This window comes from Pseudomonas sp. LBUM1647, from assembly GCF_059716175.1.
Genome location: NZ_CP166809.1, coordinates 3,657,842 through 3,683,560 on the forward strand (window position 1 = coordinate 3,657,842; position 25,719 = coordinate 3,683,560).

Below are 25,719 nucleotides of genomic sequence, written 5' to 3' on the forward strand. Positions count from 1 at the left end.
CCCATGCCTGAGTAAAACCCTTACACAATTTCACACAGCGCCTACAAAGCTTCACCGCTACCCTCGTCGCCTCCCCGTAGGATGCGGGGGGTCATTATTGGGGTATTACATGTCAAAGAATCTGCTTGCCAGGCTCAGCCTGATTGCACTGGCGGTGACGCTGAGCGCTTGTGACAAGGCCTCGACGGCCGAAGAACAGGCGCCTCTGGCCACGGTTCGCATCGAAACCATCCAAGCCGGCCCCCTGTCGATCACCAGTGAACTGAGCGGGCGGATTGCCGCGCCACGCATTGCCGAAGTCCGCGCCCGGGTTGCCGGGGTGGTGTTGCAACGGGCGTTCCGTGAAGGCAGTGATGTGAAAAAAGGCGAAGTGCTGTTCCGTATCGACCCGGCGCCGTTCAAGGCAGACCTGGACAGCGCTGAAGCAGCGCTGCGCAAGGCTGAAGCCAATGCATTCCAGGCGCGCCTGCAAGAGCAGCGTTATGCGCAGTTGATCGAAGGCAATGCCATCAGCGGCCAGGATTATGACAACGCCCGGGCCAGTGCCCGGCAAACGGCTGCCGACGTCGCCGCGAACAAAGCCGCCGTGGAACGGGCGAAACTCAACCTGGGTTACGCCACGGTCACGGCGCCGATCTCCGGGCGCATCGGCCGCGCGTTGGTGACCGAAGGCGCACTGGTCGGGCAGAACGAAACCACACCGCTGGCATTGATCCAGCAACTGAACCCCATCCATGCCGACCTCACCCAATCGACCCGCGAACTCAACGACCTGCGCCGGGCGTTCCGTTCCGGCCAGTTGCAGCAGGTCGGTCAGGACCAGGCCAAAGCCACGCTGATCCAGGACGACGGCAGTCTCTATCCGTTGCCGGGCAAGTTGCTGTTCGCCGACATCACCGTCGACCCCGGCACCGGTCAGATCATTCTGCGCAGCGAATTCCCCAACCCGGACCTCGACTTGCTGCCGGGCAGCTTCGTGCGCGTACGTCTGGAGCAAGCGGTCAATCAGCAAGGCATCAGCGTGCCGCAACGGGCCATTCAGCGTGACAGTGCCGGCATCGCCCAAGTGCTGTTGCTCGACGCCGAACAGCGGGTCGGCCAGCAACCGGTAGAACTGGGCGCCGTGCAGAACGATCGCTGGATCGTCACCGGCGGCCTCAAGCCCGGTGATCGAATCGTCACCGAAGGCCTGCAACACGCCCGTCCCGGCGAAAAAGTGCAGATCGACGACACCCCTCTTCCACTTGCCCAGGCTTCTGGTCAGTAAGCAGGACGCTTCTTTATGCCGCAGTTCTTTATCGATCGCCCGGTGTTCGCCTGGGTGGTTGCCCTGTTCATCCTGTTGGCCGGCGCCTTGGCCATTCCACAGTTGCCGGTGGCGCAATACCCCAACGTCGCGCCGCCGAAAGTCGAAATCTACGCCGTGTACCCCGGTGCTTCGGCGCAAACCGTGGACGAAAGCGTGGTCAGCCTGATCGAGGAAGAACTCAACGGCGCGGACCATCTGCTGTATTTCGAATCCCAGAGCAGCCTCGGCAGCGCCACCATCACCGCGACGTTCCAGCCGGGCACCGATCCGGAAATGGCCCAGGTCGATGTGCAAAACCGCCTGAAAGTGGTCGAGTCGCGCCTGCCTCAAGCGGTGACGCAACAGGGTTTGCAGGTGGAGAAAGTCTCCGCCGGTTTCCTGCTGCTGATCACTCTCACCTCCAGCGACGGCAAGCTCGACGACGTGGCGCTCAGCGATTACCTGGCGCGCAACGTGATGAACGAGATCAAGCGCCTGGACGGCGTCGGCAAGGCGCAGCTGTACGGTGCCGAACGGGCGATGCGGATCTGGATCGACCCGCAGAAGCTGATCGGTTTCAACCTGACCCCGGCCGACGTCAACGCCGCCATCGTCGCGCAGAACGCACAAGTGTCGGCCGGCAGCATCGGCGATTTGCCGACCCGCACCACCCAGGAAATCACCGCGACCATTCTGGTCAAAGGCCAGTTGTCGACGCCGGAAGAATTCGCCGACATTGTCCTGAAAGCCAATCCCGATGGCTCCACCGTGCGCATCGGCGATGTAGCGCGCGTCGAGATCGGCAGTCAGGAATATCAGTTCTCTACGCGCCTCAACGGCAAACCGTCGACCGCCGTCAGCGTGCAGTTGGCACCGGGCGCCAATGCCTTGAGCACTGCTACGTTAGTGCGGGCGAAGATGGACGAACTGGCGCGCTACTTCCCGGCGGGCGTGGAATACAAGATCCCGTACGACACCTCGCCCTTCGTCAAAGTCTCGATCACCAAGGTGGTTTACACCCTTGGCGAGGCGATGTTGCTGGTGTTCGCGGTGATGTTCCTGTTCCTGCAAAACATCCGCTACACGCTGATCCCAACGCTGGTAGTGCCGGTGGCGCTGATGGGCACCTTTGCGACCATGCTGGCGCTGGGGTTCTCGATCAATGTGCTGACCATGTTCGGCATGGTGCTGGCCATCGGTATCCTGGTGGATGACGCGATTGTGGTGGTGGAAAACGTCGAGCGGATCATGGCCACCGAGGGCCTGTCGCCCAAAGAGGCAACGCGCAAGGCGATGAAGCAGATCACCGGGGCGATCATCGGTATCACGCTGGTGCTGGTCGCGGTGTTCATTCCGATGGCGTTCATGCAGGGGTCGGTCGGGGTGATTTATCGGCAGTTCTCTTTGTCGATGGCGACTTCGATTCTGTTCTCGGCGTTCCTCGCCCTGACCTTGACCCCGGCGCTGTGCGCAACGTTGCTCAAGCCGATTGCCAAGGGCGAGCATCACGAGAAGCGCGGGTTCTTCGGCTGGTTCAACCGGCGTTTCGAGCAACTGACCGAGCGTTATCAGGGCTGGGTCGCCTATGCGCTGAAACGCACGGGACGTTACCTGCTGATCTATGGCGTGCTGCTGATCGGATTGGGCGTGTGCTTCAGTCGACTGCCCTCCTCGTTCCTGCCGGTGGAAGATCAGGGTTACACCATCACCGACATTCAACTGCCGCCGGGTGCAAGCAAGAACCGCACGGTGCAGGTGGTCGAGCAGATCGAAGCCCATAACGCTACGGAGCCGGGTGTTGGCGACAGCACGGTGATTCTCGGTTTCAGCTTCTCTGGTAGCGGGCAGAACGCCGCGCTGACGTTTACCACGCTCAAAGACTGGTCTGATCGGGGCAGCGACGACTCGGCCAGTTCCATTGCCGACCGCGCCAACATCGCGCTGAGCCAGATCAAGGAAGCCGTGGCGTTTTCGATACTGCCGCCGCCGGTTGACGGCCTGGGCACCTCCAGCGGTTTCGAGTTCCGCTTGCAGGATCGTGGCGGCCTCGGCCATGCCACGCTGATGCAGGCGCGCAGAGAATTGCTCGCTGCCGCCGAGAAAAGTCCGATCTTGATGAACGTGCGCGAAAGCGCCCTGGCCGAAGCGCCGCAGGTGCAATTGGAAGTCGACCGCAAACAGGCCAACGCGCTGGGTGTTTCCTTTGCCGACATTGGCAATGTGCTGTCCACTGCCGTCGGTTCGGCCTACATCAACGACTTCCCCAATCAGGGGCGGATGCAGCGTGTGGTGGTGCAGGCTGAAGGCGATCAGCGCAGTCAGGTCGCCGATCTGCTGAAGATTCACGTGCGCAACAGCGCCGGGAAAATGGTGCCGTTGTCGGCCTTCGTCCAGGCCAAGTGGACCCAGGGCCCGGCGCAGTTGACCCGTTACAACGGCTACCCGGCGATCAGTATTTCCGGTGAACCGTCGCCCGGTTACAGCACCGGCGAAGCCATGGCGGAAATCGAACGACTGGTTGCACTTGGCCCGGCGGGATTGGGGCAGGAATGGACCGGGTTATCTTTGCAGGAGCGGTTATCCGGCAGTCAGGCTCCGATCCTGCTCGGTTTGTCGTTGCTGATCGTGTTTCTTTGTCTGGCCGCGTTGTATGAGAGCTGGTCGATTCCGACCTCGGTGCTGCTGGTGGTGCCGCTCGGCGTACTCGGCGCGGTACTGGCCGTGACCTTGCGCGGGATGCCCAATGACGTGTTCTTCAAGGTCGGGTTGATCACCATCATCGGGCTGTCGGCGAAGAACGCGATCCTGATCATCGAGTTCGCCAAGAGCCTGTACGACGAAGGCCATGACCTGATCGACGCCACCCTGCAAGCCGCGCGCCTGCGACTGCGGCCGATTGTGATGACGTCGCTGGCGTTCATTCTTGGTGTGGTGCCGCTGGCGATTGCCACCGGGGCCAGTTCGGCGAGCCAGCAAGCTATCGGCACCGGGGTGATTGGCGGGATGATCACCGCGACGCTGGCGGTGGTGTTTGTGCCGGTGTTTTTTGTGGTGGTGATGAAGCTTGTGCGCAAACGCCATAAGACAATCTAACCCACACAACCAGTCCCCTGTAGGAGCTGCCGAAGGCTGCGATCTTTTGATCTTGACCTTCGACAGTATTCCTTGACTTCAAAAGATCGCAGCCTTCGGCAGCTCCTACAAAAGCGCGTTTACCTGGGCTATGGTGGGGAGACTTCTGTTTCTGTGAGTTCACATGCCCTTCCTCGCCCGCACCCACCCTCGCCTCTCCTCCGCCGCCGCGCTTGGCATTGCCGTGGGTATTCTGGCGCCGGCCGACTCGATCATCAGCAAAATCCTCTTCGGCTGGAATGCCTGCGTCTGGACTTACCTGGTCCTGATGCTCTGGCTCACCGCGCGCGCCAAAGCGCCGGATGTGAAACGCATTGCCGAGGTCGAAGACGAAAACGCCGGGCTGGTGCTGTTTGTTGTATGCATCGCCGCGGTGGCGAGCCTGGCGACCATCGCCTTTGAACTGGCCGGCAGCAGGGACCTGGAAACGACCCGCAAGCTGTTGCACTACGGCTTTACTGCATTGACCGTGATCGGTTCATGGCTGCTGATCGGGGTGATTTTCAGCGTGCACTACGCCCGTCTGTTCTACACCTGGGGCGGCAAAGACCCCGCACTGCGTTTTGCTGAAGGTCTGACAACCCCCAATTACTGGGACTTCCTGTATTTCTCTTTCACCATCAGCGCGGCGGTCCAGACGTCCGATGTTGGCGTGGCGACTCGGGATTTGCGCAAGATTGTCCTGGCGCAGACGCTGATCGGCTTTCTGTTCAACACGGCCATTCTCGGGTTCTCGATCAACATCGCGGCGGGACTGTTCAACTAATCCCTGCACAAACGTTCTAGTCATCATGCTCGGCGCAGGCGTTAAATAAGTCGGCTATCCGTCTCACAGGTGCAGCATGACGACTCACAACTGGATCGACCTGGCCCAGGACGCCGACACCGGCATCGAGACCCTGCGCGCGCATTTCGAAGGCCATGCCTACGACCCGCACTGGCATGACAGCTATCTGGTGGGTGTGACCGAACAAGGGGTTCAGCAGTTTCACTGTCGGCGAGCAAAGCACCAAAGCACGCCGGGCAAGGTGTTTCTGCTCGAGCCGGGTGACATCCACGACGGTGAAGCGCCAACCGAAGACGGTTTCACCTACCGCATGCTGTACCTCGACCCGCAGTGGCTGAAACGTGAACTCAGTGCAGTCTTCGAAAATGCCCCCGACAACAGTCAATTGAGTTTCGCCAACACCCTGGCCAGCGACTCGCGACTGGCCCACGCCACCAGTCTGGCGTTTCAAACCCTGCATCACGGTGAGCTGAAGATCGTCCGCCAGACCGCCCTCGACGGTTTGCTCGAACGCCTGACCAGTCACCTGCACTGGCGCGCCCGCTATGGCGAGGATCCGCGCCTGCCGCTGGTGGCGCAGAAGGCTCGGGAGTACCTGCATGCCAACGCTCAATACGACATCGGCCTCGACCAACTGGCCGCCGTCACCGGAGTTGATCGCTTCCGCCTGACCCGCGCCTTCAAGGCCGCTTATGGCATGGCACCCCACGCCTACCTTGTGCAATTGCGCCTGGCGACCGCCCGGCGAATGCTGGCCCGTGGCGAGCAACCGGCGACGGTGGCGATGGAACTGGGGTTTGCCGATCAGAGTCACCTGGGCCGCTGGTTTGTGCGGGCATATGGCTTAACTCCGGCGCTGTATCGCAAGCGCTGCTCAAATCTTCCAGACGCATGACCCGGACTTTGTGAGCATCGGCTCCTGAGATCATTCACGGAGTCCGCTGCCATGTTGTCCACCTTTCCCACGCTGCTGCCATTTTTGCTGTTCGCTTTCGTCGCCTCCATTACGCCGGGGCCGACAAACATATTGGTGCTGAGTAACAGTGCGAGGTACGGTTTCAAAGCCGCATTGCCGATCATCTTCGGAGCCTGCGCGAGTGCGGCATTGATTGTGTTGTTAGTAGGCAGCGGTGTTGGTCAGTCGCTTGCCGGACTACCAGGGGTGCAATCGCTGATGCAATGGAGCGGAATCGCTTGGCTTAGTTACTTGGCCTGGCAAATTTTCCATACACCGGTCACGACCTTCGATGTTGATAAAGGACACCAGCAAAGGTTTGGATTATGGGCGGCCGCTGGCTTACAACTGGTCAATCCCAAGACCTGGATGATGGCATTTGCCGTGGTCGGTGTATTTGCCGGATCCGGCGATAATCGACAGTTTCAAACTGTCTACCTGTCGCTGGCATTTTTCCTGGTCTCGCTGCCGTGTCTGGGTGTTTGGGCATTGCTGGGAAAGGGAGCAACCAGATGGTTTGGCTCGGCAAAAGCCATCCAGCGTTTTAATCAGGCAATGGCACTGCTGCTACTGGGTTCTACCTGGCTCACGTTGACTTGACGCACTGCGTCAGCACAACAGGTACAAAAATGCCCCGAAGCATTCGGGGCATTTTTTTGTTGAATGACCGCAAGACACTCCCTCTATTAGAAGAAGTAACTCAGCCTCAAGCTACCGCTCCAATCCTGACTGACCGTTGTACCTTTGCTGCCACCCACCTGGCCGGAAACCTGCCAGTTGCGTTGCGCCGGTGTCCACTTCAAGCCGGCGCCATATTCGATAGAGCTGCTGGCGCGATCATCATCGAAGCTCTCGTCGTTGATCTTGACCTCGTTGGTTTTCACAAACTCATGATTGACCGCTGTGGACAGGCTCGGCTCTAGAAGGCTGCCGTTGTCGAGGGTGATGACACGCCCACCACGAACACCCACCTTGCCTTGAAAGGAACGCATGGTATCGGCTTTGACTTCGAGACCATTGTCGAGCCTGTAGCTCTCGCTTTGGATGACCCCCGTCGAGACCTGTACTTGAGGCTCGACAAAATAATCATCCTTGAGACGGATATGCTTGCCTACGGCCACCGATCCACTGGCACCCAAGGCCTTGTAATCACCCTTGGCCCGAGTGCCATCACTCATGGTGACCTTGGCCTTGTTATCGAACTGGTTGATCTTGGCCATGACATTGACGAATACACCGCTTTCAACATCGAACGTGCTGCCGTAAACACCGGCATTCAGGCTGTCGACGGTGGCGCTGGAGCCGTATTTGAGATCCATTTTGGTATGGCTTGTTCCGACAAATCCGCCCAGCACCCACGACCTGCCAACAAGATCCACTGTTGTGTCGGCACCACCAGTAATTCCGGTCTGATTCTGGGTGTAGCCATCACCATAGGCGTTACCAACGTTGTACTGGTTGCCATAAGTGCGAACCCAGACACTGTTGCTGAGGTTTTTCACCGAGCTGTCGTTCATCGAGCGCATCGATGCTTGCGGTCGGACGCTCAGGCTCCGGTCCCCCAATTGGTCGCTAAGCATGGCCCCTTCAGCATTCAGCACACTGCGCGCACTCCCGGCCAGGGCCAACGCAGTATTACTTGAGGTACTGACCGTTTCCTTATCTGGATTCAGGTACAAACCCTGACCTTCCTTGGCCAATCGGTACACAAACGTACCTGCGTCCACGGTTTCACGACCGCCCAGCGAGAAGCTCGCGTCGCCAGCGGCGATATTACCGACCTTCACCGCTTCAGCCGTGACAGGTGTCGTACCGGTAGCGCTGATCTGCAGTTGATGTTGCCCGTCGCGTTGCCGGTGACGTTCAGGAAGTCGGTGTCACCGTTGCCCAGATCGCTGCCCATCACAAACGTACCCTTACCGGAAAGATCACCCACGTTCAGTTGCTGGAACTGCTCGTTGGTACCCATGCGAACCACGCCATCATTCAGGGCAAGACGTTGCACGTTACTGTCGCCGGTCATCACCCACTGCGCTGCGTTGTTAATATTGAGGTTTCCGGAATTGTTGATCTGGCCGGTCAGTACCGAACCGTTGTCCAGCAGCACGCTGCCATTGGCATCCGTGTTGACGTCCCCGGTCATGCTGCTCGCATTGTTCAGCGACAGGCTGGCGACATGTTCAACATTGCCGTTGATCGTAGAGCCGTTGTTCAGGTTGACCGTGGCACCCGTGCCTGCAACTGCCAGCACATTGCCGTTCAGTACGCTGCGGGAATCGAGATTTACCCGCGAGCTGCCATTGGTATCCGTGTTGACGTCCCCGGTCATGCTGCTCGCATTGTTCAGCGACAGGCTGGCGACATTTTCGACATTGCCGTTGATCGTAGAGCCGTTGTTCAGGTCGACCGTGGCACCCGTGCCTGCAACTGCCAGCACATTGCCGTTCAATACGCTGCGGGAGTCGAGATTTACCCGCGTAACGTTTTGAAAATTGCCTTCGATGGACGCTGCGTTTTGCATCGACAGCGCGACGGTACTGCCGGTGTCGACAATCACATTACCCTTCAAGGCACTGGCGTCGACGGTAAGATTGGCAGTAGAACGATTTGTCGCCTGCAACAACGTACCGTTGCCGCCAATCAGTTCAGTGCCGCCGAGAACATTGATGTTGGCGACTGCTCCCGCAGCCCCGGACGAACCCAGCACGATTGCCGAACCCGTACCACCCCTGACGCTTGTATTGTTGAGCGTTACGGTGCTGGCGTTGATACCGACGGAGTCGGTCACGATTTGCAGGCCATCCTGCTCTCCGGAAATGGTGCTGCCCGTCGCTGAAAGCGTTGAGCCGCCCAATTGCACACCGTAACTGGTCGTACCGGTGCCACGGATAGTCGACTTTTCGACGTTCAACACCGCGAAACCAACTGCATTCGCGCCCCCGGGAAGGCCGGTGATAGTGCTTCCACCCTTGACCGTCGCACTCGAGGAGGCGGGTGTGTTGATATTGCGGCCCAATAGAAGACCAAAACTGTTCGAACTGGTGATGGTCGTCTTGTTGTCGATCGTGGCGCTGCTGTCGATCAGTTGTATCGCCCCCCTACCGGCCGCGCTGTTAACGTTGGCCCCTGAAAGGTTAAGCACGGAAGTGTCAGCATTGATTCGCTGGCTCTGGCCACCGTTGAAAACGACATTGGCATTTTGTGAACTGATCGTCAGCGCATCAGCATTGTTGATGGTCAGTGTTCCCCGTTGGGATACCGCCCATGCTTCCGGTGCGGGTGGATTCGTGACCACTGCACTTTCGCCTGGCAAAAGTGTTCGACTGTAGGCCTCGGGAGAGGCAGCGAGTGCAGCCGCGAGCATTAATCCTCTAATAGCGTTAGGGTGTTTTGAAATCGAAAACAAAGGCATAGGAAATTCCTCAAACCTGCACAATTACTGAAGCTGTTCTTTCGGCAGCGTTGAAAACACCCACCCAAAAAACGTTCGACAGCCTAATGAGAAACGCGAAAGTCTGATGTAGGAAAAGTCCTTATTGCTTAGAGAATTATCCTTCAGGGACGTGTTTATTATCCGCTCCTGCATCTTCTCAGCCGGAAAAAAATCGCGAGAGAGACAATCAAGTCTCCCTCGTGACACAGATCAAACTAATGCAAATTTTTAAGGTGCGGGAGCCGCAGTCCGATCGCAATATTCGAAACTATTACTGATAGTATCCAACTGTTTGACAATCGGCACAGACGTTTGCTCGCCATTAATATCAGTTGTATACCAGTACTTCCCATAAGCAACCGCTCCTCGTACCGGTTGCGCTGCTTTGAATTCCGTAGCACTACCCACTGGCGCTACGTCAGCCGTACCGGCGGCCTTGATGACATAAGCTGCCGAAGCCGTCGTCCCCAGAATTAAATCAGTACCCGCCACATTTCTGTGGGCCTCAAAATGCACTGTGATGTTTTTACCCGGCGGAAGAAGCGGATCCTTTGGAATAAGCAAGCCCAGTACATAACCGCTAGTGGGGCTGGTCATCGCAAAACATTCGATGTAATCACGATTTGCAGGATTACGGATTCTGATCGTGGGCAGAGGTAAATTGATCGGAATACCGCCCACCCGGACCGGTTGGGGCCTAGACTTCATGACGTTCTTGTCGATGCCTGACTTCTGGATCGTCCAGTGAGCTTGAACTTCCGGAGTGGGGAGTCTGGAGATAATGTCTGCCGTAATATCAACTTCAAACTCATTTACATCTACAAACGGTACGAAGTCGTTCACAAACTGATTATTAAGGTAGCACTTGACCGTCTGATCCGGAGTAATATCCGGATCCGAGATTCCAAGCGTCACTTTAAATTTACCCGCCTTGTCGCGATCGCCGGGCAACAAGCTGTTCGGTGTGAGGGAAGCACCGGTGACAACAGGTAACTGGAGAACCGAGTTCGTAAGATCCGGAAGATCTGGATTCACTGGACCTGCGTAATCGAATGCCAGCGAGAAGGTGACAGCTGGTGAAGGAACATTTGGGATCATCCCGGTTCGAACTATTTCATATCGGATTGAGGCGTCCTTGGGTTCATCGGATCCGTCAAATATCTTGGCAAGATCAGCGTAAGGAAGATTAAAAGTCAAATTGGCGTTGGTCCAGGGTTGTGGGCCAAGTTCAACAAAAATATTCGCGTCGGCGGGATCTTCAATAATTAGAAGAATTTGATCACCCGGCTCCGCGTGTTCGATATACGCGTTTTCGACGATGGCATTAATCCCACCGGCAATATCGTCCAGATAAAGCGGCGTGCTGTAACCCGGATCAGTTTTGGGCACCAGAGGCGCTTTTTTCGCCAACGGACGTTGCGCAAGCGCCAGGGTCAGAACGGCAGACGGCGCGGCTTCCAGGCTGTCGTTACCGGGAAGGTCTGTCCACTGATACAAAATATTGATCCGCCCGTTCGGAAATTGGCGTAATGCAGTATTTGGGATCGAAAACGCACCGGTAGAAAGGACTGCAGCGTTAAACACCTCCACTCTCTGCGTGCCGGCCTGAAGCCAGACGCGGAGATTATCGTCAAGACGGCGCAGCGCATAACCAACATTCACCGTAAAGTTTAAGTTTTCGTTCGCGGCTGAAGCCATCCATGCTTCGTTGACTGTTCGTTGCGCATCTGCGGGTTGATTGACAAAAACAGGGGCTGGCGTCGGTCTTGCTTCGCCTCTGGGATTCTTCGTTTTAAAAGGCGCAGTGGTGTCGATTACAAACTCCACGGTATTGGACGGATCCTCGTTACCGCCACCGCCTTTATAGAGTCTGATCATAACCTCATAAGTTGTAGGAGCCGCGGGGGTAGGCATTTCTGGAAACAGGCGTGCGGGCAAAGGCAATGGAATGGTGCCCACAGGCCTTTGACTAATTGGTCCAAGTTCAATCGTCTGGTCATATGGAGTTAGAGCCTGACCTTTTACCCCATAGTAAACATCCAGATTATCACCATCGAGTTCATCTACAGTCCGAGTAAAGTTTATGGTCAGACTTCCGGAATCCAGTACACTTTTTGCGATAAAACCTTCCGCCAGTGTATCTACCGAGATATCCGAGAAAGGCCCAGCGCCTGCCACAGCAATGGACTCGGCTCTTTGAACTTTCGGTACAAATTTCAGTGTCATCTTCGTCTCTCCTTGTATACTCAGGCCAGAAGGGCCACTTTCGCCGGGTGTTACTCTGTCTATTTTCACCAAACCTTTTTTTGACACACCGATCAGCCGCCCACTTCCAAACAACTGCCAATAGACGAGGGCCGAGTCGTTATCAAAAAGAGGTTTAATTTGAGGATCAAATGGGACGACTTGTTCATATCCCTTATCAATATCCTGCTGTTGTAATCTCTTATCAAAAGCGCCATACGTATTCGTCACAGGCGGACCACTTCCATTCAAACTTAAATAACCTTGCCAATGTACTTTGACGATATCGCCAGGTGCTGCAATGCCCGTTGTAGCGGGTATCGCAACGGTTGCGCCGGATGCCAGTGGAGGAAACGTTTTGTTGTTCAGATACCCCCAAATCGTGGCATGGGGAAATGTCGGTTCCTCCAGAACGAGAGGTAGAGTGTGATCAATAGTCAATTTTCTTTCTGGCGAAGGGTCGGGGATACCGCCCGAACCTTTCCAGACTTTATAAGATAAAAATACAATGCCATCGGTTGCCAAATGCTGGGGCGTCAGTCTGAAATATAAAAAGTCTGGTTGTGGCGGGCTGAAGAACTCCGTGTAAAGCCTTTGCTCAACTCCGCTTCGAAATATTGATATCCAAAGTTCATCATTGTCCAGGGGACTGGGCCAGTAAGGAATGACAATGCGCGTTCCATTGCGCAAGATATCGAGGGGAACATATCCCTCCATATCACTATCATCGATACCTTCCACTGAAAGTGGAGCCGCCAATATGCCTGCGTCTGACTCTGATAACTTCGCCGTCATCGCTTTTACCCGTTTGATGGTAGAATCACTGCGCGTAACTTTCGTGTCGCTCATGGAAGAATTAAGCGCTTATCCATCGCACTTGCCTACTGTCATATCTGACAGGTAAGCCAACCGTTCGTCGGGAAACTAGCCGTTGCACAAGTTCGTCGGCGATGAACGCGGCTTGACGAATAGGCAGGGATTAGTGTTTCCTGAAACCGGTTTCACGAATACAAAAAAGCCAATCCAACAACAAAAAGCTACCGCCATGAACGACTTCTCCGCCGCCCAGCGCAGCCGCGTCACCATGCTCGACGTCGCCGAACACGCCGGCGTTTCCAAAGCCAGCGTCTCGCGCTTCATCGGCGACGACCGCGCCCTGCTCTCCGATGCCACTGCCTTGCGCATCGAGCAGGCGATTGCCGAACTGGGTTATCGCCCTAACCAGATGGCCCGCGGTCTGAAGCGCGGGCGCACTCGCCTGATCGGCATGCTGGTGGCCGATATCCGTAACCCTTATTCGATTGCCGTGATGCACGGGGTGGAAACCGCCTGCCGTCAGCACGGCTACAGCCTGGTGGTGTGCAACACCGATCGCGATGACGAGCAGGAACGCCAGCACCTGGCCCTGCTGCGCTCCTACAACATCGAAGGCTTGATCGTGAACACCCTCGGCCATCACCGCGACGAATTACGTGAATTGCATCGGGAAATGCCGCTGGTGCTGGTGGATCGCAAGGTCGAGCAGCTGGAGAGTGATCTGGTCGGGCTGGACAATCCGGCAGCGGTCGAACTCGCCCTCGCGCACCTTGAAGAACGCGGCTATCGCGATGTGCTGTTGGTGACCGAGCCGTTTGACGGCACCAGTTCACGGATCGAGCGGGTCAGCAGTTTCAAGGCGCAGATCGAACAACGTCCGTCCCTGCGCGGCACCCTTGTCGAAACCGGCAGTGAACTCACCGTACAGCTGAAAACCTTCCTCGAAACGCCAGGCCCCGGCCCGAAAGCGCTGTTCTGCGCCAACGGAATCGCCGCGCTGGCCAGCACCCATTCGTTGCGTGAACTGAAGTGCAATCTGTTCGAGGACGTCGGTCTGATCGCCCTCGATGATCTGGATTGGTATCCGCTGGTGGGCAGCGGCATCACCGCCCTCGCCCAACCGACGGCCGAGATTGGTGCCAGTGCGTTTGAGTGTTTGCTCAAGCGTTTGCGCGGTGATGTCGGGCCGGTGCGGACCCTGGATTTTTCGGCGCGGTTGATTGTGCGGGGGTCGACCCTTGGAGATTGTCGGTGACTGGACTGGCCCCTTCGCGAGCAAGCCCGCTCCCACAAGTGCACCGCGTTCCAAGGTGGGAGCGGGCTTGCTCCGGGCGGCGATCCGACGAAGAGGCCCTCAAGAACACCGCACCACCCAGACAGCCATTTTTTTTGAACAAAAATGAAACCGGTTTCAGAGGTATACAACAATGAATAAACCACCTGTCTCCATCAGCCTGTCGAGCTACGGCGCCGACCTTGTTCGCGAACGCGGCCAGGGATCGTTTATCGACGTGTTGGCCGCCGCGGGCGCCACGCGCATCGAATGGCGCGAAGAACTGCTGACCGTCGAAGACCCCGCGCAACTGGCCGATGCCACGCAGGCGCAAGGCCTCGAAAGTGTGTATTCCTCGCCGATGGAATTGTGGCTGGCTGGTCAGTCCAAACCTAATCCCGAACTGATCTCTGCGTTACAGCGCGCCCAGGCATTCGGTGCCAAATGGCTGAAAGTGTCCCTGGGTTATTTCACCGACAACAGCGACCTCCAGACCTTGTCCCGCGTACTGGGCAAAAGTGCGGTGCAGTTGCTGGTGGAAAACGATCAAACCTTGCACGGCGGCCGCATCGAACCGTTCCAGCGCTTTTTCACTGAAATCGAGCAACACAACCTGCCAGTCAAAATGACCTTCGATATCGGTAACTGGCATTGGCAAGACCAGTCCGCCGCCAGCGCCGCGCGGTTGCTCGGTCGCCACGTCGGCTATGTGCACTGCAAAGCCGTGACGCGCCGGGCCGACGGCAAACTGGTCGCCATACCGCCGGCCGCCAGTGACCTGCATCTGTGGGAACAACTGCTGCGGCACATGGCCCAAGGCGTCATGCGGGCGGCGGAATATCCGCTGCAAGGCGACGACCTGGTGCAGTTGACCACCGAGCATGTCGCCACCCTCGCCCGCCTCGGTCAAACCCGGTTGGAGAGCGCTCATGTCTGAGATCGATATTCTGTCGTTCGGCGAAACCATGGCGATGTTCGTCGCCGAACAGAACGGCGACCTGGCCGATGTCGGCCACTTCCACAAACGCATTGCCGGCGCTGACAGCAATGTCGCCATTGGCTTGTCGCGGTTGGGTTTCAACGTCACTTGGCTAAGCCGGGTCGGCGCCGATTCTCTGGGCCGGTTCGTCATCGACACCCTGGAAAAAGAAGGCCTGGATTGCAGTAACGTCGCCATCGACACGGCGCACCCGACTGGTTTTCAGCTCAAGTCGCGCACCGACGATGGCAGCGATCCGGTGGTCGAGTATTTCCGCCGTGGGTCGGCGGCGAGTCATCTGTCGCGGCAGTCGATCGCGCCTGAGTTACTGAACGCCCGGCACTTGCACGCCACCGGCATTCCCCCGGCACTGTCCGAAACGGCTCGGGAAATGTCTTTCGAATTGATGACCCGCATGCGCGATGCCGGGCGCAGCGTGTCCTTCGACCCGAACCTGCGCCCGAGCCTGTGGGCCAGCGAGCAACAGATGATTAGCGAGATCAACCGTCTCGCCGCCCTCGCCCATTGGGTGCTGCCGGGGTTGAGCGAAGGCCGCTTGCTGACCGGTTTCGAAGACCCGGCCGACATCGCGGCGTTCTACCTCGATCAAGGCGCCGAAGCCGTGGCGATCAAACTTGGCCCGCACGGTGCGTATTACCGCACCCATCTGGACCAGGGTTTCGTGGCGGGCGTGCCCGTGGAAACGGTGGTCGACACCGTCGGTGCCGGCGATGGATTTGCCGTCGGCATGATCAGCGCCCTGCTGGAAAACCACAGCTTTGCCGACGCGGTAAAGCGTGCCAACTGGATTGGCAGCCGCGCGGTGCAGAGCCGTGGGGATATGGAGGGGTTGCCTAATCGACTTGAGATGTCTGCCGAGTTCAAGGCCGTCAATCGCGAGCAAGCTGTGCTCCTACAGGACTAGCGCAATCCCTGTAGGAGCAAGGCTTGCCCGCGATGACGCCCGCACAGTCACTGAAGATTTAACCCGTTACCTGCTGCGACAAAAACAACAAGCTCAGGAGCACCAACCATGAAAACCGCAACACTCGCCGCCCGCCGCTGGTGGTACATCATGCCCATCGTGTTCATCACCTACAGCCTGGCGTACCTGGACCGCGCCAACTACGGGTTCGCCGCCGCCTCCGGGATGGCCGCCGACCTGATGATCACGCCGGGCCTGTCGTCGATGCTCGGCGCACTGTTCTTCCTTGGCTACTTCTTCTTCCAGGTACCGGGCGCGATCTACGCCCAGAAGCACAGCGTCAAGAAACTGATTTTCGTCAGCCTGATTCTCTGGGGTGGCCTGGCCACGTTGACCGGGATCGTCTCCAACGCCTACTGGCTGATCGTGATTCGCTTCATGCTCGGCGTGGTCGAAGCCGCGGTGATGCCGGCGATGCTGGTGTACCTGTGCCACTGGTTCACCCGTGCCGAACGCTCGCGCGCCAACACCTTCCTGATCCTCGGCAACCCGGTGACCATGCTCTGGATGTCAGTGGTGTCGGGCTATCTGGTACAGCATTTCAGCTGGCGCTGGATGTTCATCATCGAAGGTCTGCCAGCGGTGCTCTGGGCGTTTATCTGGTGGCGTCTGGCCGATGATCGTCCCGCTCAAGCCAAATGGCTGAGCGATCAAGAGAAGCAGGATCTGCAAAGCGCACTGGCGGCCGAACAGGTCGGTATCAAAGCGGTGAAGAACTACGCCGAAGCCTTCCGCTCGCCGAAAGTGATCATCCTGGCCCTGCAGTTTTTCTGCTGGAGCATTGGCGTTTACGGCTTCGTGCTGTGGCTGCCGTCAATCCTCAAGGCCGGTGCGCAGATGGACATGATCGAAGCCGGCTGGCTCTCCTCGCTGCCGTATCTGGCGGCGGTGATCGGCATGCTGCTGGTGTCCTGGGGCTCGGACAAATTGCAGAAGCGCAAACGCTTTGTCTGGCCGCCACTGCTGATCGCCTCGATAGCGTTTTACGGTTCCTACGCCCTGGGCGCTGAACACTTCTGGTGGTCCTACACCTTGCTGGTGATCGCTGGCGCCTGCATGTACGCACCTTACGGACCGTTTTTCGCCATCGTCCCGGAAATCCTGCCGGCCAACGTCGCGGGTGGCGCCATGGCGCTGATCAACAGCATGGGTGCGCTCGGCTCGTTTGGCGGTTCGTATCTGGTGGGCTACTTGAACAGCTCCACCGGCTCGCCGGGTGCTTCTTATCTGTTGATGAGCGGCGCGTTGATGCTCTCGGTGGTGCTGACGATTTTCCTCAAGCCCGGCGCCAGTGACCGGGTCGTGGCCAAGGCCGTTGTGCAACGGTCGACGGCCGCTCATTCCTGAATTGAAGTTGAGATGACGATGATGAAAAAGCAGGTTGTGCTGTACAAGAAACTCTCGCCGCTGCTGATGGCTCGCCTGCATGAGCAGACCGAGGTGACGCTGATCGACAACCTCAATGCCGACGGCCTGGCAACGCTGCGCGAGGCCCTGCCCCGCGCCCACGGGTTGCTCGGTGCGAGTCTGAAACTGGATGCCGGATTATTGGATCTGGCACCTGATCTGGAAGCCATCGCCAGCGTGTCCGTGGGGGTCGACAACTACGACATCGACTACCTGACCGAACGACGGATCCTGCTCAGCAACACCCCGGACGTGCTCACCGAAACCACGGCCGACACCGGTTTCGCGCTGATCCTGGCAACCGCCCGGCGCGTGGTGGAACTGGCGAACATGGTTCGCGCCGGTCAGTGGAAGCGCAATGTCGGCCCGGCGCAATTCGGTACTGATGTGCACGGTAAAACCCTGGGCATCATTGGCATGGGGCGGATCGGCGAGGCTCTGGCCCAGCGTGGGCATTTCGGGTTTGGCATGCCGGTTATCTACCACAGCCACTCGCCGAAACCGGCGGTGGAACAGCGATTCGACGCGCAATACCGAAGCTTGCCGCAGCTGTTGCAGCAGGCGGATTTCGTTTGCCTGACCTTGCCGCTGACGGCTGAAACCGAAGGACTGATCGGGGCCGAGCAGTTTGCCCTGATGCGCCCCGAGAGCATCTTCATCAACATTTCACGGGGCAAGGTGGTGGACGAGGTGGCGCTGATCCAGGCCTTGCGTGAGGGGCAGATTCGCGCGGCAGGGCTGGATGTGTTCGAACGCGAACCGCTGAACACTGACTCGCCGCTGTTGCAGCTGAACAACGTGGTGGCGACGCCGCACATTGGCTCGGCGACGCATGAAACGCGGGAGGCGATGGCCACGTGTGCGGTGGATAATCTGCTGGCGGCGCTGGCGGGTGAGCGGCCGGCGAATCTGGTGAACACACAAGCGTGGAAAGGCTGAAATCAAAAGATCGCAGCCTGCGGCAGCTCCTACGCCGACCGCAGTGCTGCACAAATCCCTGTAGGAGCTGCCGAAGGCTGCGATCTTTTGCTGTGGCGATCAGGCCCGACGAGCCTCCAGAAGGTCCGCCGCACACAACGCAATCCGCTGGCACGCATCCGCCAGCTTCAGCTGATCCACCACCAACCCCAGTCGAATATGCCCTGCCGCGCTCGGGCCGAACGCTTCACCCGCCAGCACCGACACGCCGTAACCTTCCAGCAGCCGCTCGGCAAAACTCTGGGCACACAACCCGGTCTGGCGTACATCGATCATCACGAACATCCCGCCATCAGGCCGGATCGGCCGGATGCCCGGGCAATCACTCAGGCTCGCGCACACCAGGTCACGACGCTGGCGATACTCCTCGCGCATCAACGCCACTTCCGGCAGATCCTCATCCAGCGCCAATTGCGCGGCGTTCTGAATGAAATCCGGAATGCCAAACAGCATGCACAACGACAGGTGCACCAAGTGTTCGGCCAACGGTTTCGGCCCGATCACCCAACCCACGCGCCAACCGCTCATGGCGTGGGATTTGGACAGGCTATTGATGGTCGCGGTGCGCTCGGCCATGCCCGGCAGGCTCGCCGGGCTGATGTGCTCGCCTTCATACAACAGATCGCTGTAGACCTCGTCGCTGATCAGCCACAAGTCGTGACGAATACACAGTGATGCCAGTTCCTGCCAGACCATCAGCGGCAAACTGGCGCCGGAAGGATTGTTCGGACTGTTGAGCACGATGGCGCGGGTTTTAGGCGTGATCAGTGCCGCGACATCCGCCGGATCGACCCGAAAGCCGTTCTCGGGGCGCACCGCCACCGGCACCACTTTGGCTGCGCAGGCACCGAACACGCCTTCATAGGTCACGTACATCGGCTCGGCGACGATCACTTCATCGCCCGGATCGAGCAGGCATTGCGCGACCGAATACACCGCACATTGCGCGCCCGGCAGCACGATCACATGATCGGCATCCACCGCTTGACCACTGCGACGTCGATGGCGGTTGGCAATGCTATTGCGCAACCCCCGACTGCCACGTACTGACGGGTAATGGGTGTCACCGGCCAACAAGCTATCGATGCACGCCTGAACGATGGGCTGCGGCGTATCGAAGTCGGGATCGCCGATCGATAGCAGCAGCACATCAACGCCCTGCTCAAGTAATTCCAGTGCTCGGTCATGAATCTGCCAGGCCGCTGCGCCGTCACCGGCAATTCGTTTGGTCAAGGCTGAATAGCGCATGTATTTCTCCAGTCGCGCGGGTTCCAAGCCTCAACCCTATCTCAAATCACGAAACGCGCCACCATGGCATTTAAATCCACAGCCAGGCGCGACAGTTCGTGAGTGGCGGCGCTGGTCTGATTGGCACCGGCGGCGGACTGGGTGGCCAGGTCGCGGATGTTCACCAGGTTGCGGTCAACTTCGCGAGACACTTGAGCCTGTTCTTCCGAAGCGCTGGCGATCACCAGATTGCGCTCGTTGATCAATTGGATCGACTGAGTGATCTGCTCCAGCGCAACGCCGGCGGCGCGGGCCATTTCCAGGGTGCTTTGGGTGCGTTGGTTGCTTTGCTGCATCGAGGAGACCGCTTGGCCGGTGCCGTTCTGAATGCCGGCGACCATTTTTTCGATTTCCTGGGTCGATTGCGCCGTGCGATGGGCCAGCGCCCGGACCTCGTCCGCCACCACCGCAAAACCGCGCCCGGCTTCACCGGCACGGGCGGCTTCGATCGCGGCGTTCAGCGCCAGCAGGTTGGTCTGTTCGGCGATGGCGCGGATTACGTCCAGCACCTTGCCGATGTCGCGCCCCTGAGCGGCCAGGCCTTCGATCATCACCGAGGTGTTTTGCACATCGTGGGTCATGGTCTGGATCGCGCCGACAGTTTCCACCACTCGGTCACGACCTTCGCGGGCGGCCTGGGTCGACTGGTTCGAGGCTTCGGACGTCGACACCGCGTTGCGCGCCACTTCTTCCACGGCGGCGGTCATTTCGTTGACCGCGGTGGCGGCCTGTTCGATTTCGTTGGTCTGCTGTTGCAGACCGCGGGACGCTTCTTGGGTGACCGTGCTGAGTTCTTCAGCGGCAGCGCCGAGTTGGGTGGCGGAACCGGCGATCTGTTCGATGGTTTTGCGCAGGCTGGCCTGCATCGCGGACAAGGCACCGAGCAAGCGGGCCGGTTCGTCTTTGCCATCGACCTCGATGACGTTAGTCAGGTTGCCGCCGGCAATGGTTTGCGCCGCCTGCAGCGCACGATTCAGCGGTGTGACGATGCTGCGGGTCAGCAGCCAGGCCAGCAGCACGGTCATCAGCGCCGCAATCACCGCCACCACGATGATGCCGGTAATCGCGCTGCGGTACTGCTCGCCCGCTGCGACCGATGCGGTTTTCGCATCGGAATTATTCAGCGCTACCAGTTTGTTCAGTTGCTCGCCCATCTGGTCCGTACCTTCCTTGATCCGGGTGTTGATCAGCGTGCGCATCTCATCGAGCTTGTTCTGCCGCGACAGCTCCAGCATCTGGTTCTGGGCTTGCAGGTAGCTGTCCAGCGTTGCCGTGAACGTCTTGTACAGTGCGGCCTCTTCCGGGGTGGCCGACAACGCTGCATAACTGGATTGTGCGCTGCGAACCTTGTCGACCAGCACGCCGATACGCGTCTGGGCTTCCTGCAACGCGGCCGGATCACGGTTGACCAGCACCCGGAAAGAGAGAATGCGCAGACGCAGGACGTTTTCCGTCAGGTTGCCGAGAAACCCGACGCTGGGCAGCTGCGTGGTTTCCATGTCGATGGAAGCCTGGTGGATGGTCGTCATGCGGTTCACGGCAAACACACCCAGCACGATGACGAGCAAGGCTATGAAGGCAAACCCCAGGAAAGCTCGAGGCGCGATATTCAGATTACGCAGTGACATAGGATGATTCTCGGGTGATGGGGCTACGAGCATCCTTGCGTGATCGCTGAATGGCGGGCGGTGGCGCACGCGTTTTCAGTTTGGCGCCACTGTTGGAGTAGGTTTGTGTGGGCCTATTGGCTGTATCGGCCGGGGATGAGGTTTTTTGCGGGGATTGGAGAAATAAATTTCAGGAGGTTGCGGGTGTTTCAGCGGTGAAACACTCTAGCTCCATGTAGCAGCTGCGTTGTGGTGAGGGGATTTATCCCCGTTCGGCGGCGAAGCCGTCGTAATCCATTGGACGCGGTGTGGCTGGAAAAAAAGGGGCCGCTTCGCAGCCCAACGGGGATAAATCCCCTCGCCACAACGCAGCTGCTACAGGATCGCGGGGGCTTCAGGTTTTGCGAGCGGCCACTCGCCAAACCCGCGCAACATCACTCGCCCGCTCCCGCAACAACCGCGGTGCCTCGGCACACGCCTGCTCCAGCGTCATCGGCCCACTGGCCAAGGCAAACGCGGCATCGATGCCATGTTCGTACAGTGCTTGATAACCCTCACCCAGTGTCCCGGCGATGACGATCACCGGCACGCCGTGTTGCCGAGCAATACGCGCCACACCAAACGGCGTCTTGCCACGCAGGGTCTGAGCATCGAAACGACCTTCACCGGTGATCACCAGGTCGGCGCCCTTGACCGCATCGTCCAGGCCAACCAGTTCGGCGACCACTTCGACGCCAGCCTTGAACTGCGCCCCCAGAAACGCTTTGGCGGCAAACCCCAGGCCGCCTGCCGCACCACTGCCCGGTTCGTCACGTACGTCTTTGTTCAGGACCTGAGCGCACCGTTCGGCAAAGTGCCCGAGCGCGCGATCCAGTTGTTGGACTTGCTCGGGTGATGCCCCTTTTTGCGGGCCGAAAATCGCTGAGGCACCGTGAGGGCCGCACAGTGGATTATTGACGTCGGCGGCGATGTCGAATTGCACCTCGGCCAGGCGCGGGTCGATTTCACTCATGTCGATTCGCGCTAATTGTGCGAGGGCCAAACCGCCCGGTGCCAGTATTTGGCCCTGGGCGTCCAGCAGTTTTACGCCCAAGGCTTGCATCGCACCCGCCCCGCCGTCGTTGGTGGCGCTGCCGCCAATCGCCAGAATCACCCGTTGCGCCCCGGCATCTAGCGCCGCGCGGATCAACTCGCCGGTGCCGAAAGTACTGCTGATGCAGGCGTCACGCTTGCCCGGCGGAACCAGTTGCAGGCCACTGGCCTCGGCCATTTCGATGATCGCGGTGTGGCTCTGGGGCAGCCAGCCCCAAGCGGCCTCAACCGTTGCGCCGAGCGGCCCACGGACTTGGGTGCGGTGCAGTTCGCCCTCGCACGCCGCCAGAATCGACTCGACGGTCCCCTCCCCGCCGTCCGCCATCGGGCATTTGACCAGGAGCGCATCGGGCCAAACCTGCGCCAACCCCAGAGCAATGGCATCAGCCACACCCTGGGCACTCAGGCTGTCCTTGAACGAATCGGGGGCGATGACGATTTTCATGCGAATTCTCCAGTTCCAATGCGTTCCATGCTGCCAGCAGGCAAGAACAATAACGCCGGTCCGCTGCACAAGCGGCCATGACGATTATTGTTCATTTCCACAAAACCCTTCTCCATTCACATCGATCAATGTAGGAGCTGCCGCAGGCTGCGATCTTTTGATCTTGCTCTTTTCGGGGTCGCTGAAAATCAAGATCAAAAGATCGCAGCCTGCGGCAGCTCCTACGGGATCGTGTGTATCAGTCAGTCTGGGGAAGGAGCTGGACGCCGAGATAAAGCGCCAGCATCCCGTCGAGTCTTAGCGGATCAACACCACTGAGTTCGGCAATCCGCTCCATCCGGTAACGCAAACTGTTGCGGTGGATGCCCAGCGCATCGGCACAGGCCTGACTCTGACCATCGTGATCGCACCAGCTGCGCAAAGTCGCCAGCAGTTGGCCGTTGCCATCCTTGGCGATGACTTTGCGCAGCGGTTTGAGCAACTCGTCTAGCGCGTCGTCGTTGCGGTGCCGCCAGAGCATCACCGGCAACCGATAACGGTTGAGCGTCAGTAAACGGGAGTGCGGCAACACATCTCGCCCATAGGCCAGCAAGTCGCCGACGCGGCGGTAGCAGCCGCGCAATCCCGACAGCCCATCGGCCTGCCCACCCACGGCAATGCGCAAAATGTTCCAGCCGAGGCCGTCGAGTTTTTCCAGCAGCCGATCATTCTCGATCGCCTGCGCCGCCGGTCGGCACCAGAGCAACGATGACTTGGCCGAACTCACGCACCAACTGTCCGGGTAGCGCGAAGTCAACCAGGCGCTGAGCGCCTCGACGGTTTGCCCCGGACCGTGTTCCATCCCTAACTCGAACAGGTACGGCACCCGCGTCATCTGCGGCTTGAGCCCAAGTTGTTGCGCTTCATCGATCAACCGCGGCGAATCCCCGGCCTCGCTGAGCAGCAATGCCAGCAGATCGTCGCAACGCTGGCGCCGCCATTGCTGTTCGGCCTGCTGATTGCGCTGGCCGACCAGCATCTCGGCGGTCATCCGCACCAGTTCGGCATACGTGCGCAATTGCTCGGGTTCACCGGTGATACCCAGCACGCCAATCAAACGCTGATCGAGCAACAGCGGCAGGTTGATGCCCGGCTGCACGCCTTTCAAATGAATCGCGGTCTGGGCGTCGATCTCCACCACTCGCCCGTTGGCCAGCACCAGTTGCGCGCCTTCATGCCGGGTGTTGACCCGCTCCGGTTCGCCGCTGCCGAGAATCAGGCCCTGGCTGTCCATGACGTTGACGTTGTACGGCAGGATGGCCATCGCCCGGTCGACGATGTCCTGGGCCAGGTCGTGATCGAGTTCGAACATAGCGGGGATCCTTGAAAGCGTGATGGAGCGGATTGTTCACCCGCACAGGCCTTGGTTGCAAACCCTGTGCTCAGGCACAAAGACAATGACCCAAGCGGTGGTCGAGACTCACCGGGCGGTCAACGTTACCCTTGCATCGCAAAAAATCATAATAAAGAGAGAGTCCGCCATGTCACAGAGCGCCGCCGCTACCCAGGCCATCGTTGACGAAAAAAACGCCGTCTACAAACGCATTACCCTGCGTTTGATTCCCTTCATCTTCATCTGCTACCTGTTCAACTACCTCGACCGGGTGAACGTTGGATTTGCCAAGCTGCAGATGCTCGACGCGCTGAAATTCAGCGAAACCGTGTACGGCCTCGGGGCCGGGATCTTCTTTATCGGCTACGTGTTGTGCGGCGTACCCAGCAACCTGGCCCTGACCAAATTCGGCCCGCGCCGCTGGATCGCGCTGATGATGATCGTCTGGGGCTCGCTCTCGACCTGCTTGCTGTTCGTCACCACAACGACCGAGTTCTACACCTTGCGCCTGTTCACCGGCGCGGCTGAAGCCGGGTTCTTCCCGGGCGTGGTGCTCTACCTTTCGCAATGGTTCCCGACCTTCCGCCGTGGCCGCATCATGGCGTTGTTCATGTCGGCGATCCCGGTGTCCGGCCTGCTCGGCAGCCCATTTTCCGGCTGGATTCTCAATCACTTTGGCGCAGGCCAGGCGGGTTTGGCCGGCTGGCAGTGGATGTTCCTGCTGCAAGGCATTCCGACCGTGATCCTCGGCGCCCTCGCCTACTTCCTGCTCAGCGACAGTTACGCCAACGCCAAATGGCTCACGCCGTTCGAGCGCTCGGTGCTGGAAGCCGACCACGCTGAAGACTTGGCCAACAAACCGAAAACCAGCACCGACTCGCTGCTGGCCGTGTTCAAGAACCCGGCGATCTGGGCGTTTGGTCTGATCTACTTCTGCATCCAGAGCGGCGTCTACGCGATCAACTTCTGGCTACCGTCGATCATCAAAAACCTGGGCTTCAGCGATAACCTGGTGATCGGCTGGCTCAGTGCGATTCCGTACCTGCTGGCGGCGCTGTTCATGCTGATGGTCGGCCGCTCGGCGGACCTGCGCAAAGAACGCCGCTGGCACCTGGTGGTGCCGATGCTGATGGGCGCGGTCGGTTTGCTGATCGCTGTGAACTTTGCGACTACGCCGGCCATTGCCATCCTCGGCCTGACCATCGCCACCATGGGCGCCCTCACCGGTTTGCCGATGTTCTGGCCGGTGCCGACCGCGCTGCTCAGTGCGGGTGCGGCGGCAGGTGGTTTGGCGTTGATCAACTCCATGGGACAGATGGCCGGGTTCCTGAGTCCGTATCTGGTGGGTTGGGTCAAGGACAGCACCGGGTCGACCGATGTCGCGCTTTACCTGCTGGCGGGCGTGATTGTTTGCGGGAGTTTGTTGGCGCTGCGTATGACCCGTACGCTTCGCGTCTGATCACGGCGGATCTCCTGTGGGAGCGGGCTTGCTCGCGAAGACGGAGTGTCAGTCAACATTTTTTCGGCTGACACACCGCTTTCGCGAGCAAGCTCGCTCCCACATTAGATCTGAGGGTGTTTGAGATTTGCGTTTGCTCTGGGCAGTCGTTCTGGTATTTGATTGAGCCTTTCTCCCACC

At 58.9% G+C, this 25,719-nt stretch carries 16 protein-coding genes and 1 pseudogene; 11 read left to right on the forward strand and 6 right to left on the reverse strand.

Translation table 11 applies throughout. The annotated features are described in order from the left end of the window. The first annotated feature begins 109 nt into the window (after positions 1 to 109). The 5 genes from ACA059_RS16515 to ACA059_RS16535 all read left to right on the forward strand — a co-directional run bounded on the left by ACA059_RS16515 (position 110) and on the right by ACA059_RS16535 (position 6,762). Complete coding sequence (locus ACA059_RS16515; protein WP_497630116.1) at positions 110 to 1,267, forward strand: efflux RND transporter periplasmic adaptor subunit; 1,158 nt, start codon at positions 110 to 112, stop codon at positions 1,265 to 1,267. Positions 1,268 to 1,282: 15 nt separating this feature from the next. Beyond that, entirely contained in the window at positions 1,283 to 4,381 is a 3,099-nt protein-coding gene (locus tag ACA059_RS16520) for a multidrug efflux RND transporter permease subunit (RefSeq protein ID WP_497630117.1), read from the forward strand. 163 nt (positions 4,382 to 4,544) lie between these two features. Continuing rightward, complete coding sequence (locus ACA059_RS16525; RefSeq protein WP_497630118.1) at positions 4,545 to 5,186, forward strand: DUF1345 domain-containing protein; 642 nt, start codon at positions 4,545 to 4,547, stop codon at positions 5,184 to 5,186. Positions 5,187 to 5,262: 76 nt separating this feature from the next. Then, positions 5,263 to 6,102: an AraC family ligand binding domain-containing protein gene (locus tag ACA059_RS16530; protein ID WP_497630119.1), complete on the forward strand. Its 840-nt coding sequence runs from the start codon at positions 5,263 to 5,265 to the stop codon at positions 6,100 to 6,102. Positions 6,103 to 6,153: 51 nt separating this feature from the next. Next, the gene (locus ACA059_RS16535) at positions 6,154 to 6,762 is read left to right on the forward strand and encodes a LysE family translocator (RefSeq protein ID WP_497630120.1); all 609 of its coding nucleotides are present in this window, start codon (positions 6,154 to 6,156) and stop codon (positions 6,760 to 6,762) included. Between the two features lie 86 nt (positions 6,763 to 6,848). Here ACA059_RS16535 and ACA059_RS16540 read toward each other — a convergent pair. Both ACA059_RS16540 and ACA059_RS16545 read right to left on the reverse strand, forming a co-directional pair. Further along, positions 6,849 to 9,526, reverse strand: a pseudogene (locus ACA059_RS16540) (autotransporter outer membrane beta-barrel domain-containing protein). A gap of 297 nt (positions 9,527 to 9,823) precedes the next feature. Then, complete coding sequence (locus tag ACA059_RS16545; RefSeq protein ID WP_497630121.1) at positions 9,824 to 12,688, reverse strand: hypothetical protein; 2,865 nt, start codon at positions 12,686 to 12,688, stop codon at positions 9,824 to 9,826. Positions 12,689 to 12,884: 196 nt separating this feature from the next. Between ACA059_RS16545 and ACA059_RS16550 the strand changes: the two genes are divergently transcribed. The 5 genes from ACA059_RS16550 to ACA059_RS16570 all read left to right on the forward strand — a co-directional run bounded on the left by ACA059_RS16550 (position 12,885) and on the right by ACA059_RS16570 (position 18,238). Further along, entirely contained in the window at positions 12,885 to 13,910 is a 1,026-nt protein-coding gene (locus tag ACA059_RS16550; RefSeq protein ID WP_497630122.1) for a LacI family DNA-binding transcriptional regulator, read from the forward strand. Positions 13,911 to 14,082: 172 nt separating this feature from the next. Continuing rightward, positions 14,083 to 14,865 (forward strand): sugar phosphate isomerase/epimerase family protein, encoded by a 783-nt coding sequence (locus ACA059_RS16555; RefSeq protein ID WP_497630123.1) that lies wholly within the window; start codon positions 14,083 to 14,085, stop codon positions 14,863 to 14,865. Continuing rightward, positions 14,858 to 15,832 carry a sugar kinase gene (locus ACA059_RS16560; RefSeq protein ID WP_497630124.1) on the forward strand — a complete coding sequence of 325 codons (975 nt, stop codon included), beginning with the start codon at positions 14,858 to 14,860 and terminating at the stop codon, positions 15,830 to 15,832. Before ACA059_RS16555 ends, ACA059_RS16560 begins: the two co-directional genes overlap by 8 nt. Before the next feature lie 108 nt (positions 15,833 to 15,940). Then, positions 15,941 to 17,239, forward strand: a complete 1,299-nt coding sequence (locus ACA059_RS16565) for an MFS transporter (RefSeq protein WP_415769250.1) — start codon at positions 15,941 to 15,943, stop codon at positions 17,237 to 17,239. Between the two features lie 21 nt (positions 17,240 to 17,260). Continuing rightward, entirely contained in the window at positions 17,261 to 18,238 is a 978-nt protein-coding gene (locus ACA059_RS16570) for a 2-hydroxyacid dehydrogenase (RefSeq protein ID WP_497634691.1), read from the forward strand. 99 nt (positions 18,239 to 18,337) lie between these two features. Here the strand turns inward: ACA059_RS16570 and ACA059_RS16575 are convergent, their stop codons facing one another. From ACA059_RS16575 to ACA059_RS16590, 4 genes are all read right to left on the reverse strand, one after another. Further along, on the reverse strand, positions 18,338 to 19,525 hold the full coding sequence (locus tag ACA059_RS16575) for a pyridoxal phosphate-dependent aminotransferase (protein WP_497630125.1): 1,188 nt from the start codon (positions 19,523 to 19,525) through the stop codon (positions 18,338 to 18,340). Between the two features lie 41 nt (positions 19,526 to 19,566). Next, entirely contained in the window at positions 19,567 to 21,192 is a 1,626-nt protein-coding gene (locus ACA059_RS16580; protein ID WP_497630126.1) for a methyl-accepting chemotaxis protein, read from the reverse strand. A 373-nt stretch (positions 21,193 to 21,565) separates the two neighbouring features. Then, on the reverse strand, positions 21,566 to 22,708 hold the full coding sequence (locus tag ACA059_RS16585) for a glycerate kinase (RefSeq protein WP_497630127.1): 1,143 nt from the start codon (positions 22,706 to 22,708) through the stop codon (positions 21,566 to 21,568). 238 nt (positions 22,709 to 22,946) lie between these two features. Beyond that, positions 22,947 to 24,059: a sugar diacid recognition domain-containing protein gene (locus tag ACA059_RS16590; RefSeq protein ID WP_497630128.1), complete on the reverse strand. Its 1,113-nt coding sequence runs from the start codon at positions 24,057 to 24,059 to the stop codon at positions 22,947 to 22,949. 169 nt (positions 24,060 to 24,228) lie between these two features. On the opposite strand from ACA059_RS16590, the gene ACA059_RS16595 reads away from it, so the two are divergent. Further along, positions 24,229 to 25,539, forward strand: coding sequence for an MFS transporter (locus ACA059_RS16595; protein WP_497630129.1), 1,311 nt, complete (start codon positions 24,229 to 24,231; stop codon positions 25,537 to 25,539). Positions 25,540 to 25,719 lie beyond the last annotated feature (180 nt).

Coding starts and splice junctions, on each gene's coding strand:
- ACA059_RS16525 (WP_497630118.1), top strand. CDS start 4,545: ATGCCCTTCCTCGCCCGCACCCACCCTCGCCTCTCCTCCGCCGCCGCG.
- ACA059_RS16585 (WP_497630127.1), bottom strand. CDS start 22,708: ATGAAAATCGTCATCGCCCCCGATTCGTTCAAGGACAGCCTGAGTGCC.
- ACA059_RS16545 (WP_497630121.1), bottom strand. CDS start 12,688: ATGAGCGACACGAAAGTTACGCGCAGTGATTCTACCATCAAACGGGTA.
- ACA059_RS16530 (WP_497630119.1), top strand. CDS start 5,263: ATGACGACTCACAACTGGATCGACCTGGCCCAGGACGCCGACACCGGC.
- ACA059_RS16535 (WP_497630120.1), top strand. CDS start 6,154: ATGTTGTCCACCTTTCCCACGCTGCTGCCATTTTTGCTGTTCGCTTTC.
- ACA059_RS16555 (WP_497630123.1), top strand. CDS start 14,083: ATGAATAAACCACCTGTCTCCATCAGCCTGTCGAGCTACGGCGCCGAC.
- ACA059_RS16550 (WP_497630122.1), top strand. CDS start 12,885: ATGAACGACTTCTCCGCCGCCCAGCGCAGCCGCGTCACCATGCTCGAC.
- ACA059_RS16580 (WP_497630126.1), bottom strand. CDS start 21,192: ATGTCACTGCGTAATCTGAATATCGCGCCTCGAGCTTTCCTGGGGTTT.
- ACA059_RS16595 (WP_497630129.1), top strand. CDS start 24,229: ATGTCACAGAGCGCCGCCGCTACCCAGGCCATCGTTGACGAAAAAAAC.
- ACA059_RS16520 (WP_497630117.1), top strand. CDS start 1,283: ATGCCGCAGTTCTTTATCGATCGCCCGGTGTTCGCCTGGGTGGTTGCC.
- ACA059_RS16560 (WP_497630124.1), top strand. CDS start 14,858: ATGTCTGAGATCGATATTCTGTCGTTCGGCGAAACCATGGCGATGTTC.
- ACA059_RS16515 (WP_497630116.1), top strand. CDS start 110: ATGTCAAAGAATCTGCTTGCCAGGCTCAGCCTGATTGCACTGGCGGTG.
- ACA059_RS16590 (WP_497630128.1), bottom strand. CDS start 24,059: ATGTTCGAACTCGATCACGACCTGGCCCAGGACATCGTCGACCGGGCG.
- ACA059_RS16565 (WP_415769250.1), top strand. CDS start 15,941: ATGAAAACCGCAACACTCGCCGCCCGCCGCTGGTGGTACATCATGCCC.
- ACA059_RS16570 (WP_497634691.1), top strand. CDS start 17,261: ATGAAAAAGCAGGTTGTGCTGTACAAGAAACTCTCGCCGCTGCTGATG.
- ACA059_RS16575 (WP_497630125.1), bottom strand. CDS start 19,525: ATGCGCTATTCAGCCTTGACCAAACGAATTGCCGGTGACGGCGCAGCG.